Consider the following 19532-nt stretch of genomic DNA (forward strand, 5'->3'; position numbering starts at 1 on the left):
CCCCACCAACAACCAGCCCGCCCCCAGCACTGCCGCGACGGCCCATAACGTGCTGAGGGTCAACAGCGCCCTATCCGCCGCCACCCGGGGTGGCGCCCAGGGTGCTCTGCAGGTCCGGCTTCATCGCGTTGAGCTGCGCGCCCCAGTATTCCCAGCTGTGGGTTCCGTAGTCGGGGAAGTTGAAGACGGCGTTGTGTCCGCCCGCGGCGGTGTAGGCCTCTTGGAATTTCTTGTTGACGCCGATCATGAAGTTGCTCTCGAGGAACGTGGCCGGCAGGTTGGCACCGCCTAGTTCGTTCGGGGTTCCGTTACCGCAGTAGACCCACAGCCGGGTGTTGTTGGCGACGAGTTGACCGACGTTGACCAAGGGGTCATTGCGGACCCAGGCGGGGTCGTTGTCGGGCCCCCACATGTCTTCCTTCTTATAGCCACCGGCGTCGCCCATGGCCAGACCGATCCAGCCCTGCCCGGTCGAGGGGCTGAGGTAGCCGGACAGCGAACCGGCGTAGATGAATTGGGTCGGGTGGTAGATAGCCAGGTTCATCGCGGATGCTCCGGCCATCGAGATCCCGACCGCCCCGCTGCCGTTCGCCTTGACACCGCGCTGCGACGAGAGGTATCCGGGCAGCTCGCTGGTAAGGAAGGTCTCCCACTTGTAGGTGGAACAGCCGGTCTTCCCGCACGCCGGGCGGTACCAGTCGGTGTAAAAGCTGGACTGGCCGCCGACCGGCATGACTACCGACAAGCCCGACTTGTAGTACCACTCGAACGCGGGGGTGTTGATGTCCCAGCCGTTGTAGTCGTCTTGGGCTCGCAACCCGTCAAGCAGGTAGACCGCGGGTGAGCGCTCGCCGCCACTCTGGAATTGGACCTTGATGTCGCGGCCCATACCTGCAGATGGCACCTGCAGGTATTCGACGGGGAGCCCAGGTCGCGAGAATGCACTCGCGGTGGCTGTCTCGCCGGCAAGACTGATCAGACCCGGCAGGGCCGCTGCCGCTGCCGTGCCGACCAAAAGCCGGCGCCCCCAGGCCCGGATCTTCTCGCTCACGTCTATCATACCTGCGCCCCTTGTCGGTTGTATGTCGTGCCGTGGTGCCCTCGACAGAATTTACCGTGTGAATAGCTCAAATGTCGATTAGGACGCGTTGTCATCTCGGTTTTGTATCGCTCGGTGTCGAATTTAAACGTTGCGCGATAACCGATACAGAAAGCCCGCGCATGCGTCATCGCCCGCCGGAAGAGCAAAATCGCTGGTAGAAGCGGTGGGTCAGCCGGATTCCCGGGCGCTAACAGACGACAACATGAGTCGTTCAGCGCGTTCGGCAACGATCGTTTGTCGTCCGATTTCGACACGCCCTGCGGCACCATCAAGCGGCCGCACGGTTAGCCGCACCGACAACCGATGTGGCGACGGAACACCGGAGTGAGCCGAAATCGCCCCGATTGACGTTCTTGATAATTATGTCGGGTTGGTGGCCGCCGTGCCCCTGCTCGGCCACGGTCCCCCCGGATCCGACATCGGTGCAGCCGAACCCGCCACGACCGCGTAGGCTCTCACGGAGCAAGCCGATGGAGACCGAACAAAAACCCGGTCCGTTCCGCCCCTAGAGAATCACCGCACCAGCGGGTTATCGCTGCGCGATGGTGCCGTGGGGCCGCCGCAGGTCGGGACGATTGAAACGATTGAGGTGTGAGAACTTTGGAGACGATTCTAGGGCTATACAGTGACGCCGACCACCTTCGGGTGGGTCCTCGCTGAAGGACGCGACGCGCATGACACCATCCTGAACCATCAGGAAACGGCGTTGCGCGCCGAACGCGGCTTATCCACCGTACAGTACCGCAGACCAGGTAGCTCAAGAGGTATTGCGGGTGGATGCGCGTGCCAGTGCGAGCGAGCACCGCTTGCGTGTCATCCGTGTGACGTGGAATGACGCGGCCGCCGCCCAAGCGGTACTGCTGCTGGAGGCGCTGACCGACGCCGGTTTCGACAACGTCGTGCCGGTCCGGTTGCTCGATGCGGTCGAAACGCTGGCCCTGGCCATCGCTCCCGTCGTCGGCTATGACCAGACGGCGGTCTGCCTTCTCGAACATGAGCACGCAACCGTCGTGATGGTCGACAAAAATGACGACGAAACCCGCACCGTCGTCAAGCACGTCAGCGGCGGCTTCGACGGGCTGCGATCGTGGCTGACCAAAATGTTCGACCGCAGCGGTTGGCGCCCGCAGGCCGTAGTGGTGGTGGGCGCGGACAGCGATATCGACGGCTTTTCGTGGCAGATTGAAAAGGCTTTACCGGTACCGGTTTTCGCGCAGAAGATGGCACAAGTGACCGTCGCCCGCGGCGCGGCACTAGCGGCGGCCCGCAGCGCCGAGTTCACCGACGAGCAGCTGATTGCGCGGCACGGCTGACCCGCACCCGCGGCACCTCCTCCGACCGGGTCGCCGGTCCTATGCCGGCGCCGCGGCCGCCTTGGCCGCTGGCGCGGTCACCTTCGTCTCGTCGCTCGCCATGGCGGTCGGCATCCAGTTCTCGCCGACCGCGGAGCAGGCACCGGGCAAGCACCAGGCGCACCGGTCGACGCCCCGAGTGGTCGAAAGCCGGGCGGCCCGCCGTCGCGCCCCGCTGGCGGTCGAGCCGCCGCGCCGACCCGCCGCCAGGGAACCGGTGTCGAGGCAGGATGCACCGGAGGGGAAGCAAGGTACCCTCGCCGAATAGCAACCGGAGGCTAATGAGGCCGCAACCGTATCTGACGAGGGTTCTCGAGCACATTCCCGGCGACAACGGCGAGCCCCACGCCGGAGCCGCAGCAGCCTTAAAGCGGCTGACCCCGGCCCGGGGTCCTACCGTCGGGCCGAATTAGGCAGGCCGGATCGCGGTGCAGTAGTAGGTCTCGGCATTGAAGAATTCTCCGGGTATTTCGGGAATGCCGCTCGCCACGAACAGCTCGTTGAGCGTCTTGCGCTCGGTCCGCCAGCCATGCTGGTTCAGATATGTTGCAACGTCGTTGCGCTCGACGTCGTAGCGAAGATCGGCGAGTTCGACCTCGAACCCATGCGCTCGCCAGCGGTCGGCGGCGAGCGCAATCGCGTCCGGCGCTTGAACACCGTCTTCGACCGGCCGGTTGCCGAAGATCTCGGCAGCCACTCGGCTGCCCGGCGTGCTGAGCTCGGTGATATTGTCCAGCAAGCGATCCTGCGCATCCGCGGGCAGGAATGCGAGCAGGCCTTCGGCGATCCAGGCGCTGGGCGCGGACGCGTCGAAACCGGCCGCCCGCAACGCTGCCGGCCAATCCTGTCGCAGGTCGATCGCCACCTCGCACAGATCGGCCGTCGGCCGGGCACCCAGATCGGCGAGCGTGGCGCTCTTGAACTGAATGACTTCGGGTTGGTCGATCTCGTACACCGTGGTGCCGGCCTGCCACTGCAACCGGTAGGCCCGCGCATCCAGACCGGACGCCAGGATGACGGCCTGCCGGATTCCCGCATCCATCGCGTCCCGGAAGAACGCATCGAAGTAACGCGTCCGGGCACCCATCAGATCGGCCATTCGCTGCAGACCCCAGACATCGTCGGGTCCGTCGATGTCGGCGGCGTTGATGTCTCCGTTAGCCCAGCTAGCGAGGAATTCGATTCCCACCGCTCGCACCAGGGGCTCCGCGAAGGGGTCGTCGATCAGCGGCGGGTCAGCCTTCGTGGCGACCGCCCGCCCGGCAGCCACCATCGTGGCGGTCGCTCCGACACTGGTCGCCAGATCCCACGAATCATTGTCTGTACGAGGCATTTCGACTTCTCCCGACGAGTCAATCTAGTTGATACTTAGCTGGGGTAATGAATCCTTTACGAGGATACACTCGTCGGCGGGTACCGTCGGGCGGCTATTTGTCCTTGCAATGGACCGCTTCGAAACTCAACGTCACCCCGTCGGAGACCCGGACCGAACCCATCAGCAGTGAGTACGGCTTGATGCCGTAGTCGGACTGCAGAATGACGGATTCCGCGGATATTTGCCAGGACTCGCCGAGATCCTGTGTGTGCAAATCGATTACGTGCTCACGCTGCTTCCCGCGAATGTGCAAGTCCCCGATCAGGCGGTACCCGCACTTGGTCTTTTCGATACGGTTGGTGGCATATCGGATCCGGGGGAAGCGGCCCGCGTCAAGCGAACTCAACGCGTTCGACCGGACCAGCGCTTTCTCTGGTCCCGAAAGCCCCTTGACGCCGCCTTGGCTGCCGATCACCTTGAGTGAGTCCGTCTCGACCACGAGTTCGGCGGCGACGGGGTCGGCGCCGAACCACTTGACGGTTGCCTGCCAGCGCAGCATTGCGATCGTGAGGCAATGACTCATCCGGGCGGCCCGGCCCGTGACGCCGGTGCGCAGCAGGAGTTCACCGTCGGCAGCGTCGAGAGTCCACAACCGCGTCACAGACGAACTGTATTCGCCGGCCCGCCGCGCCGAACACGGATGTCAGTGCGCGACGGGGTATTTGCCGGCCCCGTTGGTGTGGTAGTCGACCTGCCAGTGCTTGATGCCGTTGAGCCAGCCGGACCGTAGCCGCTCGGGTTTGCCCGCCAATTCCAGATCTGGCATGGCGTCGGCGATGACGTTGAACATCAGGTCGATCGTCATGCGCGCTAGGTTCGCGTCGATCCAGTAGTGCGCACCCGTACCGCCAAAGCCCACGTGGGGGTTGGGGTTGCGCAGAATGTTGAAGGTGAACGGATCGTCGAAGACGGCCTCATCAAAATTGGCCGAGCGGTAGACCATCACCACCCGTTGCGCCTTACTTGATCTGCATCCCGGACAGCTCGTAGTCCTCGAGCGCGGTGCGCTGGAACGACGTCACCCGGATGGCCCACCGGTCGATCTCGTCGTCCCCGGTGGTGGCCGGACGCTCACGTTTGTAGAGCTCCCACTGATCCGTGAAATCGGTGAAGGCCATCATGCCCTGAGTGATCGAGTTGCGGGTCGTCTCGTTACCGGCCACGGCCAGCAAAATCACGAAGAAACCGAATTCGCCGTCGGAGAGCTTGTGGCCGTCGACGTCTGCCTGGATCAGCTTGGTGACGATGTCGTCGCCGGGGTTTTTCGTTGGGTCGGCGGCCATTTGCATCGCATAGGTGATCAGCTCGACCGAGGCGCCCATCGCATCGTTGCGGGCGAACTCAGGATCCCGGTCTCGCACCATCTGGTTGGACTAGTGGAACAGCTTCATCTGCTCCTCTTGTGGCACACCCAACAGTCCGGCGATGGCTTGCAGCGGCAATTCGCAGGACACCTGCTCGACGAAATCGCCGAACCTTTCGGCCGCCACGGCAGCAACGATCTGCCGGGCGCGCTCGTTGAGGTCCTCGCGCAACCGTTCCGCGGCGCGGGGGTGAAGCCACGGGAGATGATCTTGCGGAGGTGGGTGTGTTGCGGAGCGTCCATGTTGAGCAGCACGAATTTGCCCGTCTCCCGCTGTTCGCGTACGGTGCCCTCGCGGTAACGGGGCAGGGCGGTGTTCACCAGGCTTGGAGAATACGTCGCTGCGCAGCGAGACCTCTTTGACGTCCTTGTGCTTGGAGATCACCCAGTAGCCGTCGTCGTCGAATCCTCCGCAGCCGCGGAGTTGTTCGTTTCACCAGATCGGCGCGGTGCGGCGCAACGCGGCCCGTTCTTCCACCGATAATCGCGCGGCGTGGATGTCGGGGTCGGCGAAATCGAAGCCGGGGGCAAATTTGGGACCAGCTTGGTGGTGGTCTGATCGGTTGACACGGCCCACTTCTCGATACGAAGTATTCTAGCCGTATGTCTTGTGCCAATTAAACCATCGCGACACCACGGTTAAGAAGGATTGAACACAACTTCGATCGGCCGAATTGCAACACGTTCAGCAGCGCTGGCCACCGCACCACACGGCCCGTCGCCGACGGGGCTTTGTGGCCTGGACCACAATAGTTATGCTGTTGATCTAGGTCACCGGCACATCGACGGACCAGGTGACATTTACGCGAAAGGACGCATGATTCGCGAACTACTTGCCGTCACCGCCGTGACGGTCGGGGCCGTGGCAGTGGCACCGAGCGCGGTGGCCGGCTAGGCGACGTGCCCGGGATGAACTACCAGGAGTCGTTGGGCGCACCCTGCGACAACTACGAGCGGCTTCATTTTCGGGCGCGGACTCAGTGGGCAGGCGGAGGCCTGCCATTTTCCGCCGCCCAACCAGTTCCCGCCGGCGACCACCGGGTACTGGGTGATCTCCTATCCGCTGTATGGAGTGCAGAAGGCCGGCGCCAAGTGCCCCGGCCCGCAGCAGAGCGCGGCGCAGTCGGAGGCCGGGGGCTACCCATGCTGTGCCTGGGAGCTCAAGGGTGGCAAGTAGGGATGGTTCATCGTCGCAGGGTTCTTCCCGCCCCGTAACGGTCCGTAATGGTCATCGCCGAACGTCCGCCGGCGCACAGCCCGATTCCTCGGTGGCTGCGCTTCGTGCTGGCCTCCGATCGGGCCGGCTCGGCCTGGTACGTCGGCCTCGGTTTCTTCATTTGCTCCCGCGCTGGCGTTGCTGTCGCCATGGCAAACGTGATCACCGCCATGCTCTGGGCGGTGATCACGTTTGCCGGATTGTGGCTGGGGCTGCTGGGCATCGCGATGGCCGTCGGTCTGGCTCGCGTTGCGCTCGGGCACCGAGATCCCCGAAGACTATTGGCGGAGCCTGGAACCTACTGACGGTCTAGAGTCGGAGCAAAGTCAGGCAACGATTAGGAGACTCCGATGGCGGTCAACCCCAAAGACGCGATCGACGCGGCGAAGGACATCGCGACCAACGCCGTCGAGAAAGCGGCGGACATTGTCGAAAACGTCGGGGACATCATTCGCGGCGATGTTGCGGGCGGCGCCAGCAGCATCATCCAACACTCCATCGACATCGCAACCCACGCGGTGGACAAGACCAAAGAAGTCTTCACCGGGGGCGGCAAGTACGAAGTCGACGACGAGTAGCCGCCGTTAGACGATGGCGGCCTCGTTGAGTTCGTCGAGTCGGTTGGTCGCTTCCAGGTAATCCTGCACCCAGCGCTCGATCACGGTCGAGGTCTTCTCGACTTTCTGGAACTGACCGACCACCTGCCCGACGGGGTTGAAGGCGACGTCGACGGACTCGTTCGGGTACCTGTTGGTGGCCCGCACCGCCATGCCGGACACCATGTACTGCAACGGCATTCCGAGCGGCTTCGGATTGCCCGGCTGCTCCCAGGCCTCGGTCTAGTCATTGCGCAGCATCCGGGCCGGCTTGCCCGTGAACGAACGGCTGCGGACGGTACCGCGGCTGCCCGCCATCACCGCACCGGTATCGGGTTGCTGATCTACCGTCGCCGGACCCACCCGTTGGTGCGGCGGGCCACCACCCGAAACGACAAGCTGATGTACGCGGTGCTGGCCTGCGCCCTGGTGGCGGGCATGTGCTGCACCCTGGCCGGTTCCACACACTTCGGCGAGTTGTACGATTCCGGCGGAAGGTGTCGGTCTGGTTCCGTTCGATCTGGATCCTCGACCCGCGCGGCGACCTAATGGCACACGCGGCGTTCTATTACCCGAATCCACGTCTTCATTGCTCTGGCATTGTTCGCGCTGTGGCCGTTCACCCGGCTGGTACCACGCGTTCAGCGCGCCGATCGTGTACCTGTTGCGGCCCTACATCGTGTATCGCAGCCGCGATGCCGCCGACCCCCACCAGTTTGGTCGGTTCGCGGCACCGCGGCTGGTAGTTCGGCGATCCGTCAGGGTCGGTGCCAGGTCAACTGGGCTTAGCGGTGCTGCCCGTCAACGAGCACGTGGCGCGAGACCATGAATGATGGCAACGGCCTTCCTTGCGCGCTCGCAAAATTTCGGTAGCGTAGCCCATGCGTCAAATCACTTGACTAGTACGCTGACTGGTCATCAGCCACGGTCCGGATGGATTTCATAGTGCCCAGCCGCGGCCTGATCGGCTTCCGCACCGACTTCCTCACCCTGACCCGGGGCACCAGCATCGCCAACGCCGTGTTCGACGGCTACCGGCCGTGGGCGGGGGAGATCCGGGCCCGCCACACCGGCTCGCTGGTGTCGGACCGCAGCGGCACCATCGCGCCGTTCGACATGATCCAGTGCGCCGACCGCGGCCAGTTCTTCGTCCAACCGGGCCAGGACACCTACGAAGGCACGGTCGTGGGGATCAACCCGCGCCCGGACGATCTGGACATCAACGTCACCCGCGACCAACATGCGGTCCTCGACCGCCGACGTGATCGAGAGACCCTGGCCAAGCCGCTCCAACTCGACCTGCAAGGGGCCATGGAGTTCTGTGCGGCCGACGAATGCGTCGAGGTGAACCCGGAGATCGTGCGGGTCCGCAAGGTCGAGCTGGACGCCACGTCGCGGGCCCGCAGCAAGGCGAGAGCCAAGGCCCGGGGCTAGCTCCTTGTTACCCATCGCCCGCAGGATCTACCGAGCCGCCGGGCAGGCGGTCGATACCCTGATGGTCGTGCTGCACCGGGTGCGCCACATCTTTCTGGTGGCCAGCGTGCTGCTCACCGTGGCCGGGCTGACCTTGGCGGCCTGCACCGTCAGTCCGCCGCCGGCGCCGCAGAGCACCGACACCCCGCACAACACGCCGCCCCCGCCGCAGCGGGTCACCCAGATCATCATGGGCATCGACTCGATCGGAGCCGGGTTCAACCCGCATCTGCTGTCCGACCTGTCCCCGGTGAACGCCGCGATCAGCGCGCTGGTGCTGCCCAGTGCCTTCCGGCCGGTGCCCGACCCCACCTCACCGACCGGTTCGCGGTGGGAGATGGACCCGACGCTCCTGGTCTCCGCCGAGGTGACCAACCAGAATCCGTTCACGGTGACCTACCAGATCCGGCCCGAGGCGCAGTGGACCGACAACGCGCCGATCGGCGCCGACGACTTCTGGTACCTGTGGCATCAGATGGTCACCCAGCCCGGGGTGGTGGACCCGGCCGGCTACGACCTGATCACCGGCGTGCAATCACTCGAGGGTGGCAAGCAGGCCGTCGTCACCTTCGCACAGCACTATCCGGCGTGGAAGGAACTGTTCAATAACCTGCTGCCGGCGCACATCGTCAAGGATGTGCCGGGCGGGTTCGCCGCCGGTCTGGTCCGGTCGCTGACGGTCACCGGCGGGCAATTCCGGGTGGAGAACATCGACCCGCAGCGCGACGAGATCCTGATCGCGCGCAACGACCGCTACTGGGGGCCGCCTGCCAAACCCTCCCTGATCCTGTTCCGCCGGGCCGGCGCGCCGGCCGCGCTGGCCGACTCGGTGCGCAACGGCGACACCCAGGTGGCGCAGGTGCACGGCGGGTCGGCGGCCTTCGCGCAGCTGTCGGCGATCCCGGAGGTCCGCACCGCCCGGATCATGACCCCGCGGGTCATGCAGCTCACCCTGCGCGCCAACCAGCCCAAGCTGAGCGATGCCGGGGTGCGTAAGGGGATCTTGGGGCTCCTCGACGTCGACCTGCTCGCGGCCGTGGGTGCGGGCGGTGACAACACGATCTCGCTGGATCAGGCCCAGATCCGGTCGCCCAGCGACCCCGGCTACGAACCGACCGCGCCGCCGGCGATGAGCAAACAGGCCGCGCTGGCGTTGTTCTCGGCGGCCGGCTACCAGATCGAGACCAGCGCGTCGGCGTCACCGACCCCCGAGCCCACCACCCCCAACGGCGAACCGCCGGAAGTGACCCGCGGCCGAATCAGCAAGGACGGCAAGCAGTTGACACTGACCATCGGGGTGGCGTCGAACGACCCCACCTCGGTCGCGGTCGCCAACACCGCCGCCGACCAGTTGCGCAACGTGGGCATCGCCGCGTCGGTGTCCGCGCTGGACCCGGTCACGCTGTACCGCGACGCGCTGATCAACAACCAGGTCGACGCGATCGTCGGCTGGCATCAGGCCGGCGGCAACCTGGCGACGTCGCTGGCGTCCCGATACGGCTGTCCTGCCCTGGAGGCGACCACCGTCCCGACCACCTCGTCGACTACAGCGTCGACCACCTCGTCGACTACAGCGTCGACCACCTCGTCGACTACAGCGTCGACCGCCTCGTCGACAGCGCCGAGCAGCACACCCGCCGGCTCGACCGTGCCGTCCCCGCCCGCCGGCACATCGGGCACGCCCACCTCCACGCCGACGGCGCCCAGTCGGCCGCCCGACCCCGGCGCGCTGGTGCAGGCGCCGTCGAACCTCACTGGGATCTGCGACCGCAGCCTGCAGTCCAACATCGATGCCGCTCTCAACGGCACCAAGAGCATCGGCGAGGTGATCACCGCGGTGGAGCCGCGGTTGTGGAACATGGCGACTGTGCTGCCGATTCTGCAGGACGCCACCATCGTCGGCGCGGGTCCCAGCGTGCAGAACGTCAGCCTCTCCGGTGCGGTGCCGGTCGGCATCGTCGGTGATGCCGGGCAGTGGGTGGAGACCGGGCCGTAGCGCCTGCCGTCAGGAGCCGGCGGGCGATTGCTGGGGCCGGCGGGGCGGAATGATGGTGTCTACGATCATCGCCAGCTCGCGCCGGTTCGGCGGTTCGCCGGTCAGCAGGAAGTGCTGGTTGATCAGCGCCGGCCCGATGCGCGGGGTTAGCGGAGTCAGGGTGGCTGGATCGATGTCACCGGCCTTGACGGCGGCCTGCAGGATCGAATCGATGAGCTTGAGCCGCGGCCCCACCACCGCGTCGGCGAAGATTGCGCGCATCTCGGGTTCGTGCAGCAACTGGTGAATGATGCCCAGCCCGGGAAACGCCGTCTTGCCGGCCAGCACGTCGCGGTGCGCGGTGAACACCGTGAGCAGGGCCTCGTGCGGCGACCGGCCGGACCGCGGTTCGGGTACCGACGGCAACGCGAAAACCAGCGCGGCGTGCACCAGGTCGTGTTTGCTGCACCAGCGCCGGTACAATGCCGCCTTGCCGGTCTGGGCGCGCGCCGCAATTCCCTCCATCGTCAGCCCGCCGTAGCCGACCTCGGTCAACTCGGCCAGCGTGGCCTCGTAGAGCGCGCGTTCGAGGACCTCGCCCCGGCGACGGCTCCGAACGGCGCTCGACGCTGTCTGAGTGGCTTTCGACATTTTTCGATAGTAGCCGTCGGCGTTCCTACTTGGTGCGGCATTCGGCCCACCCGGCGACCGAGAGCTGCCGGGTGGGGTGCCGATAGAGTGCGTCCGTGCCCGAGACTCGGCGGCTGTTGTTCGTGCACGCGCACCCCGACGACGAAACACTCAGCAACGGCGCCACCATCGCCTATTACACCGCGCGCGGGGCGCAGGTCAGTGTCGTAACCTGCACGCTCGGCGAAGAGGGGGAGGTGATCGGCGACCGCTGGGCCGGGCTCGCGGTCGACCAGGCCGATCAACTCGGCGGCTACCGGATCGGCGAACTGACCGCGGCCCTCCAGGCACTCGGCGTCGACGCACCGCTGTATCTGGGCGGGGCGGGGCGCTGGCGCGACTCGGGCATGGCCGGCACCGAGGCGCGGCGGCCGTCAGGCGGTCGCGGGCGGTTCGTCGACGCCGACGAACACGAGGCCGTCGGCGCGCTGGTCGCGATCATCCGCGAGCAGCGCCCGCACGTCGTCGTCACCTATGACCCCAACGGCGGATACGGCCACCCCGATCACATCCACGCCCACACCATCACCACCGCGGCGGTGGCCGCCGCGGCGGAGTCCACCGACTACCCCGGACGGTCGTGGACTGTGCCGAAGTTCTATTGGACGGTGCTGGCCGCCGATGCCTTCGTGGCCGGCTGGCATGCGCTGGGGTCCGACGACCTGTTGCCGGGGTGGACGATGCCGCGGGCGGAGGAATTCGACTTCGGCTATCCCGACGAGAAGATCGATGCCGTCGTGCAAGGTCCACCCGAGGCATTGGCCGCCAAGGTGGCGGCGCTCGCCGCGCACGCCACCCAGGTCGTGGTCGGGCCGACGGGACGCGCGTGCGCCCTGTCCAACAACCTGGCGTTGCCGATTCTGGGCGACGAACATTACGTGCTGGTCGCCGGTTCCGCCGGGCCGCGCGACGGCCGCGGCTGGGAGACCGACCTGCTCGCGGGACTCGATCTTAACGGGTGGGTCGCGGAGTAGGCTGCCAAAGAAGCAGCCACGAAAGGAATTCACATGGACCCCGACCTGGACCCGAACCTTCAGCACTGGCAGGACCGGCTCGACAGCCTGCAGTGGGTTATCGGCTCCATTCTGTCCAACGTCGACAGCGTCCCGACCTGACCGAAACCAAGCCACGCACCGCACCCGTCGGGGATTTCGGTACGACAGACCCCGCAATTCGCGTCGTGGTGTTGGTACTCTTGGTGGTGGACGGGGTCTTATCCGCACTAGCCGGGGCGTTCCTGCTACCTTCCTATATCGGCGCCGTTCCCTTTCCGATCAGCGGGCTGCTCAGCGGTCTGGTCAACGCCGCCCTGGTCTGGGCGGCAGGGCGCTGGACCAGCACGGCGCGCGGGGCGGCGTCGCCGCTGTGGACGTGGTTGCTCACCGTGGCTGTGCTCAGCATGGGAGGCCCCGCCGACGACATCATCTTGGGAGGTAGTGGCCTGATGGCTTACGGCGCGTTGTTGCTGATCGCGCTCGGCGCGACGCCGCTCGCGCTGGTCCTGCTGCGGCGCGGTGTCCGCTAGCGATGAAAGCCACGACCGGCGCTACTGTTTGCGTACAGCATCGCTATGGTTGCCGAAACTGCAGATGTCGGGACATCCGGATGAAATTCGATCGCGGGGAAGTTACACCAAGGTGCCAGTGACACCGAGGCCTTCAGGCCAAGATCCCATCGCTCTGCCGAATCCCGTCGTTGTGCCCAAGGCCAGCGGGTCCGCGCTGCGGCGTGTGTTGCGCCGGGCCCGCGACGGGGTCGCCCTCAACGTCGACGAGGCGGCGGTGGCGATGTCCGCGCGCGGCGACGACCTTGCCGATTTGTGCGCGAGCGCGGCACGGGTGCGCGATGCCGGCCTGGAATCGGCGGGACGGTGCGGGCCGAACGGGCGGCTGCCGATCACCTACTCGCGCAAGGTGTTCATCCCCGTGACCCACTTGTGCCGGGACAACTGCCATTACTGCACCTTCGTCACCGTCCCGGGCAAGCTGCGCGCCCGGGGTGCGGGCATGTACCTGGAGCCCTACGAGATCCTCGACATCGCCCGTCGCGGTGGTGAGCTCGGTTGCAAGGAAGCGTTGTTCACCCTGGGTGACCGACCGGAGGACCGCTGGCCCGAGGCGCGTGAATGGCTCAGCGAGCGCGGCTACGACTCGACGCTGGCCTATGTGCGCGCGATGGCGATCCGGGTGCTCGAGGAAACCGGCTTACTGCCGCACCTGAATCCGGGCGTGATGAGCTGGTCGGAGATGTCGCTGCTCAAGCCGGTGGCGCCGTCGATGGGGATGATGCTCGAAACGACTTCGCGCCGGCTCTTCGAGACGAAAGGGCTTGCACATTACGGCAGTCCGGACAAAGACCCGGCGGTGCGACTGCGAGCGCTGACCGACGCGGGCCGGTTGTCGATTCCGTTTACCACCGGTCTGCTGGTCGGTATCGGCGAGACGTTGGCTGAACGTGCCGATACCTTGCATGCGATTCGTAAGTCGCACAAGGAGTTCGGGCACGTCCAAGAGGTCATTGTGCAGAACTTCCGGGCCAAGCAACACACCGCGATGGCCGCGGTGCCCGATGCCGGCATCGAGGACTACCTGGCGACCATCGCCGTCGCGCGGCTGGTGCTCGGTCCGGGTATGCGGATCCAGGCGCCGCCGAACCTGGTGTCTGCCGAGGAATGCCTGGCGCTGGTGGCGACGGGAGTCGATGACTGGGGCGGTGTTTCACCGCTGACACTCGACCACGTCAATCCCGAACGGCCCTGGCCCGCCTTGGATGGGCTCGAGACGGTCACCGCCGAAGCTGGATTCGATCTGGTGCAGCGGCTGGCCGCGCAACCCAAATACATTCAGGCGGGCGCCGCATGGATCGATCCGCGGGTGCGCAACCACGTTGCGGCACTGGCTGATCCAGATACTGGCCTGGCGCGCGACGTCAATCCCACGGGCCTGCCCTGGCAGGAGCCCGACGACGCGGAATCGTCGGGGCGGGTGGGCCTGAACGCCGCGATCGACACCGAGGGCCGCAACACCGAAGCGCGCAGCGACCTCGACAGCGCCTTCGGTGACTGGGAATCCATCCGCGCGCAAGTGCACGAGCTGGCCGCCCGGGACAGCAGCGCGCCCGAACGCATCGACACCGACGTACTTGCCGCGCTGCGCTCGGCCGAGCGCGATCCGGCCGGCTGCAGTGACGACGAATACCTGGCGCTGGCCACCGCGGACGGACCAGCGCTGGAAGCCGTCGCCGCGCTGGCGGATTCGCTGCGCCGGGATGCGGTAGGCGACGACGTGACGTTCGTGGTGAATCGCAACATCAATTTCACCAACATCTGCTACACGGGATGCCGGTTCTGTGCGTTCGCGCAGCGCAAGGGTGACGCCGACGCGTACTCGTTATCTGCGCAGGAGGTCGCCGACCGTGCCTGGGAGGCGCACGTGCAGGGCGCGACCGAGGTGTGCATGCAAGGCGGGATCGATCCCGAGTTGCCGGTCACTGGGTATGCGGATCTGGTGCGCACCGTCAAGGACCGGGTGCCCTCGATGCACGTGCACGCGTTCTCCCCAATGGAGATCGCCAACGGCGTGACCAAAAGCGGGCTTTCCGTTCGGGAGTGGCTGATCAGCCTGCGCGAGGCTGGATTGGGGACCATTCCGGGCACCGCCGCCGAGATCCTCGACGACGAGGTGCGCTGGGTGCTGACCAAGGGCAAACTGCCTACCTCGATGTGGATCGAGATCGTCACCACCGCGCACGAGGTGGGCCTGCGATCGTCGTCGACGATGATGTACGGACACGTCGACAGTCCACGGCATTGGGTCGGCCACCTCAACGTGCTGCGCGAGATCCAGGACCGCACGGGCGGTTTCACCGAGTTCGTGCCGCTGCCCTTCGTGCATCAGAGTTCGCCGCTGTATCTGGCCGACGCCGCCCGTCCGGGGCCGACGCACCGCGACAACCGGGCGGTGCACGCGCTGGCGCGAATCATGTTGCACGGCCGCATTTCCCAGATCCAGACCAGCTGGGTCAAGCTCGGTGTCGAGCGCACCCAGGTGATGCTCAATGGCGGCGCCAACGATCTGGGCGGGACGTTGATGGAGGAGACCATCTCGCGGATGGCCGGCTCCGAACACGGCTCGGCCAAAACGGTGGCCGAGCTGGTCGCCATCGTCGCCGGCATCGGACGCCCGGCACGGCAGCGCAGCACCGACTACAGCCCGCTCGCGGCGTAGCGGCCCGCGAATACAGCACCGCACGGCCCGAAAACCGTGGGCCGGCGGCGCCTTGGTAAACTTCAGTAGTTATTACAGACGACCGCGACTTGCTGAATCGTGTTGAAGTACTTCGCTGCGGCCGGCATGCCCTGGATCTGGGCAGCCATCCGCTGGCGCTTGGGCGGCGGCGCGGCCAGGAACTTAAGAATGTAGTTCTGCGCGAACGGCGACTCGTTCAACTGCTGGGCAGTCGCCGGGTCATTCGCGTTGAGTGCCGCGATCACCTGCCCGTAGTTGCAGGTCGTGTTGATGATCGGATCCAGGGGGTCTGCCGAGGCAACCCTCGCCGCGGCGCTCAACGCGACCGCCGCACCGCCGACCGCGGCCGTCAATTTGCTCAACGACAGCGTCATCATGCTTAGACACCTTCCCCGGAAGTTATTGCAACGCCAACGACGGCTACGTGATCTGCACTACCGGCTGCCGTCTCGGACGAGATTACCAGCCGCCGCGGGCGTTCTTTGCTTTCACTGTTATTCGGAGAACGGGCCGAAAATGTGTCCCGCCGCGGTCAACCAGTCCGGTGATATTCGTCACAGCGATCGACACGTCCGGGTAATCGCGCCAAGTGGTCGCATGGCGGGTTCGGATAGCGGGTACGACATTGAACACGGCTGCGAGACTGCTCGTACCGAAAGTCCGCCGAGTCGTGGCATGCCCGGTAGTTGACGTGTATGTGCAACGTCTAGTATCAGTAACCGAAAGCTTTGCTTATGGCTGCCCGAGGCGCCGCGGCGAGGCAGCAGCCCAGATGAGCAGTACATCGACAAAACGGTGAGGAGACGTCCGTGACTTACACGATCGCCGAACCCTGCGTCGACATCAAGGACAAGGCGTGTATCGAAGAATGCCCGGTCGACTGCATCTATGAGGGCGCGCGGATGCTGTACATCCACCCCGACGAATGCGTGGACTGCGGCGCCTGCGAGCCCGTGTGCCCTGTCGAGGCGATCTACTACGAAGACGACGTGCCCGACCAGTGGAGCCAGTACACCCAGATCAACGCCGACTTTTTCGCCGACCTCGGCTCGCCGGGAGGTGCGGCTAAGGTCGGTATGACCGAAAATGACCCGCAAGCGGTCAAGGATCTGCCGCCGCAGGGCGAAGGAGACTGAGGGGGACCAGTGCAGCAGGAGTCCACGGGGGGCCGACCTGCCGTGTCGGCTTTTCTGCCGGAGTTTCCCTGGGACACGCTGGCAGACGCTAAAGCCGCGGCCGGGAGGCATCCCGATGGCGTCGTCGATCTGTCTATCGGCACGCCGGTAGATCCTGTTGCGCCGGTGATTCAAGAGGCGCTGGCGGCCGCCGCCTTCTCTCCCGGGTATCCCGCCACCGCTGGCACGCCCGAGTTGCGCGAATCGGCGGTTGTGGCCCTGCGCCGCCGCTTCGGCATCACCGGGGTTCCCGAATCCGCCGTGCTGCCGGTGATCGGCACCAAGGGACTGATCGCCTGGCTTCCCACGCTACTCGGTCTGGGCCCCACAGACCTGGTTGCCGTTCCCGAGCTGGCATATCCCACCTACGACGTCGGTGCCCGGCTGGCGCGCGCACAAGTGGTGCGTGCCGACTCGCTGACCCAGCTGGGGCCGCAGTCGCCGGCGCTGGTCTTCCTGAACTCGCCGAGTAACCCGACCGGACGGGTGCTGGGCGTCGATCATCTGCGCAAGGTGGTCGGATGGGCACGTGAACGCCGCGTGGTGGTGGCTTCCGACGAGTGCTACCTGGGGTTGGGGTGGGACACCGAACCGCTGTCGGTGTTGCATCCCGACGTCTGCGACGGCGACCACACTGGACTGCTCGCCATCCATTCGCTGTCGAAAAGCTCGTCGCTGGCAGGATACCGGGCCGGTTTGGTCTGCGGTGATCCCGGCTTGGTGGCCGAGCTGCTGGCCGTGCGCAAACACACCGGAATGATTGTGCCGACACCGGTGCAGGCCGCCATGGTCGCCGCGCTGGACGACGACGATCACGAAAAGCTGCAGCGCGAATGCTATGCGCGACGGCGCGCGATGCTGGCGCCCGCGCTGCGCAAAGCCGGCTTCACGATCGACGATTCCGAGGCCGGGCTGTACCTGTGGGCCACCCGCGGCGAGCCGTCCGGCGACACCGTCGGGTGGTTGGCCAGTCGGGGTATCCTGGTGGCGCCGGGTGAGTTCTACGGCCCGCGCGGCGGGCAACATGTGCGTGTAGCGTTGACCGCCACCGACGAACGGATCGACACCGCGGTGCAGCGGCTCACCGCCTCGGCTACCTGCTGATTGCCTCCCGATCGAGAAATCGGATATCGATCCGCCGCAACCCCGGTGATGCGGCAGAATGCTTTGGAGCATCACCCAACCCCTCGAGGTAAGGAACGCTGTCGTGACAACTTCGGCCAGCAAGCTGCGCCTTCCGATTCTCCGTCGCGGACGTCGCCAAGCGCATCTTCCTGAGCGAGCCGCTGATCACCGAGAATCTGCGGGCCGAAAGACTGTCGAATCCGGTTGCGCTGAGCGCGCTTTCACCTGACGAGATCTCATCGACCGCATACGTTCCCGAGCAGATCCTGATCGAACTGCTGCCCGCGGCGGGCCTGGCGGCGTTTACGTTGTTGCTGCCGATCACCGGTGTCATCCTGCTGATCCTGGTGCTGGTAGCCGCGTCGTATCGGCAGGTGGTGATGACCTACACTCGTGCCGGCGGGTCCTACATTGTGGCGCGGGAGAATTTCGGGCCACTCGTCGCCCAGGTCGCGGCCGCCTCGCTGTTGATCGACTACGTGGTCACCGTCGCCGTGCAGCCGGCACGGTGGCGGTGGTGTCGGCGGTCCCGTCCCAGGGGCCACACAGCCTGGAGATCACCGTCGGCGTGGTGCTGGTGATCTGCTTCCTGAATCTGCGCGGGCTGAAGGAAGCCGGCCTGCCGTTCGCGCTGGCCACCTAATTCTTCATCGTCATGGTCAGTCTGACTATCATCGTCGGCCTGGTGCGCGTGCTCTGGGGCGATCTGCCCGTCTACGACCCCGCTTGGATGCCCGGAACGGTGCCCGTGCACCAGGCCGACGGGTTGGTGATGGGCGCGACGATCCTGAAATTGCTGCGCTCCTTCGCCAGCGGGGGATCATCGCTGACCGGGGTCGAAGCGATCTCCAACACCGTCGACGTATTTCGAAAACCGCAGGGCCGCAACGCCCGTCGGGTGCTGACCGCGATGGCGACCATACTCGGGCTGCCGGCCGAGGTGGCCTACCTGGCGTATGAAACCCACGCCACGCCGTACGAGAGCGGATATCTCTCGGTGCTGCCGCAGATCACCCGCGCGGTCTGCGGTGGCGGGACCGTCGGCAACATCTTCTACATCCTGGTGCAGACGGCTACGGCCGCCATCTTGTTCACCGGGGCGAACACCAGCTTCAACGGATTCCCGGCGCTGGCGAGCTTCGTCGCCGAAGATCGGTTTCTGCCCCGGCAGTTGATGAAACGCGGTCACCGGCTGGTGTTTTCGAACGGGATCATCACGCTCACCGCGCTGTCGGTGATCCTGCTGCTGACCACCGGCGGCTCGGTCAAGGGTGCTTGGCTGGTCGTCGTGTTTCCCGTCCTGGTGTTCCTGCTGATCCGGTTGAACCGCGAATATTGGGCCGAGGCGGCGATTCTCGAGATGTTTCGCACCGACCGGCCCGATTGGTGAAGTACGCGCGGCACGACCGCACCGCGGACAAGACCGCCCGGGCGGTCAGCATGGTTCCCGACGCGGCGGCGACGATCGTCCCGTACGACGTCCAGAACCGCATCGAAGAGGCATACCCGGAACGCACCGAACAGCGCATCATCCGCGAATTCGAACGATTCGGCGAATGGGTTACCCGCGACGAGGCCCAGGATGTCGATGCCTACGAGCATCCCGACCCGTCGCGGTCGGTACTCAACCGTCGCTAGCCTGATGCCGGGGCGCCGTGCCACGTTCGAAGGACGCGTCAACGAAGTGGAGGACACCACCAAGGGCCGGCGCACTCTGCGCACCGTCCTGGTCAGCGACCACAGCGGCGAGATCAACGTGATCTTCCGGTCCGGGGGCGGGGTGGGGTCGACATCCAGCCCGGTCAGCTGCTGCGGATCACCGGCAAACCCAAGCAGAGCGGCA

General features: G+C 65.8%; 15 protein-coding genes and 7 pseudogenes. 15 read left to right on the forward strand and 7 right to left on the reverse strand.

All coding sequences use genetic code 11. From position 1 onward, the window contains the following. Nucleotides 1–70: 70 nt before the first annotated feature. On the reverse strand, nt 71–1060 hold the full coding sequence (locus tag FQ389_RS07990; RefSeq protein WP_144206676.1) for an esterase family protein: 990 nt from the start codon (nt 1058–1060) through the stop codon (nt 71–73). An 848-nt stretch (nt 1061–1908) separates the two neighbouring features. Here FQ389_RS07990 and FQ389_RS17855 point away from each other — a divergent pair. Continuing rightward, nucleotides 1909–2415 carry a DUF7159 family protein gene (locus FQ389_RS17855; protein WP_186296322.1) on the forward strand — a complete coding sequence of 169 codons (507 nt, stop codon included), beginning with the start codon at nt 1909–1911 and terminating at the stop codon, nt 2413–2415. Beyond that, the gene (locus FQ389_RS17860) at nt 2399–2722 is read left to right on the forward strand and encodes a hypothetical protein (RefSeq protein ID WP_260860591.1); all 324 of its coding nucleotides are present in this window, start codon (nt 2399–2401) and stop codon (nt 2720–2722) included. The genes FQ389_RS17855 and FQ389_RS17860 overlap by 17 nt, the downstream gene beginning before the upstream one ends. A gap of 141 nt (nt 2723–2863) precedes the next feature. On the opposite strand, the gene FQ389_RS08000 is transcribed toward FQ389_RS17860, so the two are convergent. The 3 genes and pseudogenes from FQ389_RS08000 to FQ389_RS08010 all read right to left on the reverse strand — a co-directional run bounded on the left by FQ389_RS08000 (nt 2864) and on the right by FQ389_RS08010 (nt 5769). Next, nucleotides 2864–3787, reverse strand: a complete 924-nt coding sequence (locus FQ389_RS08000; RefSeq protein WP_144206678.1) for an SAM-dependent methyltransferase — start codon at nt 3785–3787, stop codon at nt 2864–2866. A 94-nt stretch (nt 3788–3881) separates the two neighbouring features. Continuing rightward, on the reverse strand, nt 3882–4421 hold the full coding sequence (locus FQ389_RS08005) for a YceI family protein (RefSeq protein ID WP_144206738.1): 540 nt from the start codon (nt 4419–4421) through the stop codon (nt 3882–3884). A gap of 51 nt (nt 4422–4472) precedes the next feature. Next, a pseudogene (locus FQ389_RS08010) lies at nt 4473–5769 on the reverse strand (steroid C27-monooxygenase). A 240-nt stretch (nt 5770–6009) separates the two neighbouring features. Between FQ389_RS08010 and FQ389_RS08015 the strand changes: the two are divergent. From FQ389_RS08015 to FQ389_RS08025, 3 genes and pseudogenes are all read left to right on the forward strand, one after another. Continuing rightward, a pseudogene (locus FQ389_RS08015) lies at nt 6010–6417 on the forward strand (hypothetical protein). Then, nucleotides 6417–6702 (forward strand): annotated as a pseudogene (locus FQ389_RS08020) (hypothetical protein); the annotation flags it as partial. The pseudogenes FQ389_RS08015 and FQ389_RS08020, both read left to right, overlap by 1 nt. 56 nt (nt 6703–6758) lie before the next feature. Further along, complete coding sequence (locus tag FQ389_RS08025; protein WP_144206680.1) at nt 6759–6986, forward strand: Rv1893 family protein; 228 nt, start codon at nt 6759–6761, stop codon at nt 6984–6986. Between the two features lie 6 nt (nt 6987–6992). Here FQ389_RS08025 and FQ389_RS08030 read toward each other — a convergent pair. Further along, a pseudogene (locus FQ389_RS08030) lies at nt 6993–7325 on the reverse strand (nitronate monooxygenase); the annotation flags it as partial. Nucleotides 7326–7340: 15 nt separating this feature from the next. On the opposite strand from FQ389_RS08030, the pseudogene FQ389_RS08035 reads away from it, so the two are divergent. The 4 genes and pseudogenes from FQ389_RS08035 (at nt 7341) to FQ389_RS08045 (ending at nt 10473) form a co-directional block, all read left to right on the forward strand. After that, nucleotides 7341–7793: pseudogene (locus FQ389_RS08035) on the forward strand (respiratory nitrate reductase subunit gamma). Between the two features lie 141 nt (nt 7794–7934). After that, a pseudogene (locus tag FQ389_RS21570) lies at nt 7935–8051 on the forward strand (hypothetical protein); the annotation flags it as partial. Further along, nucleotides 8025–8438 (forward strand): hypothetical protein, encoded by a 414-nt coding sequence (locus tag FQ389_RS08040; protein ID WP_407662811.1) that lies wholly within the window; start codon nt 8025–8027, stop codon nt 8436–8438. The pseudogene FQ389_RS21570 and the gene FQ389_RS08040, both read left to right, overlap by 27 nt. 61 nt (nt 8439–8499) lie before the next feature. Next, nucleotides 8500–10473, forward strand: a complete 1974-nt coding sequence (locus FQ389_RS08045) for an ABC transporter family substrate-binding protein (RefSeq protein WP_144206682.1) — start codon at nt 8500–8502, stop codon at nt 10471–10473. Between the two features lie 9 nt (nt 10474–10482). Here the strand turns inward: FQ389_RS08045 and FQ389_RS08050 are convergent, their stop codons facing one another. Then, complete coding sequence (locus FQ389_RS08050; RefSeq protein WP_144206684.1) at nt 10483–11103, reverse strand: TetR/AcrR family transcriptional regulator; 621 nt, start codon at nt 11101–11103, stop codon at nt 10483–10485. A 95-nt stretch (nt 11104–11198) separates the two neighbouring features. On the opposite strand from FQ389_RS08050, the gene mshB reads away from it, so the two are divergent. The 3 genes from mshB (at nt 11199) to FQ389_RS08065 (ending at nt 15368) form a co-directional block, all read left to right on the forward strand. Then, complete coding sequence (mshB, locus tag FQ389_RS08055; RefSeq protein WP_144206686.1) at nt 11199–12116, forward strand: N-acetyl-1-D-myo-inositol-2-amino-2-deoxy-alpha-D-glucopyranoside deacetylase; 918 nt, start codon at nt 11199–11201, stop codon at nt 12114–12116. A gap of 92 nt (nt 12117–12208) precedes the next feature. Then, a complete protein-coding gene (locus FQ389_RS08060; RefSeq protein WP_144206688.1) occupies nt 12209–12667 on the forward strand; it encodes a hypothetical protein in 459 nt (152 codons plus the stop codon). Between the two features lie 64 nt (nt 12668–12731). Then, complete coding sequence (locus tag FQ389_RS08065; protein WP_144206740.1) at nt 12732–15368, forward strand: bifunctional FO biosynthesis protein CofGH; 2637 nt, start codon at nt 12732–12734, stop codon at nt 15366–15368. Nucleotides 15369–15430: 62 nt separating this feature from the next. Here FQ389_RS08065 and FQ389_RS08070 read toward each other — a convergent pair whose 3' ends face one another. Continuing rightward, on the reverse strand, nt 15431–15763 hold the full coding sequence (locus FQ389_RS08070) for a hemophore-related protein (protein ID WP_144206742.1): 333 nt from the start codon (nt 15761–15763) through the stop codon (nt 15431–15433). A 435-nt stretch (nt 15764–16198) separates the two neighbouring features. Between FQ389_RS08070 and fdxA the strand changes: the two genes are divergently transcribed. The 3 genes and pseudogenes from fdxA to FQ389_RS08085 form a co-directional block, all read left to right on the forward strand. Further along, entirely contained in the window at nt 16199–16525 is a 327-nt protein-coding gene (fdxA, locus tag FQ389_RS08075) for a ferredoxin (protein ID WP_144206690.1), read from the forward strand. A gap of 42 nt (nt 16526–16567) precedes the next feature. Then, nucleotides 16568–17668 (forward strand): succinyldiaminopimelate transaminase, encoded by a 1101-nt coding sequence (gene dapC, locus FQ389_RS08080; protein WP_144206692.1) that lies wholly within the window; start codon nt 16568–16570, stop codon nt 17666–17668. Between the two features lie 103 nt (nt 17669–17771). Continuing rightward, nucleotides 17772–19454 (forward strand): annotated as a pseudogene (locus tag FQ389_RS08085) (APC family permease); the annotation flags it as partial. Nucleotides 19455–19532: the final 78 nt, after the last annotated feature.

The sequence above is a fragment of the Mycobacterium tilburgii genome, assembly GCF_902168065.1.
GTDB lineage: Bacteria > Actinomycetota > Actinomycetes > Mycobacteriales > Mycobacteriaceae > Mycobacterium > Mycobacterium tilburgii.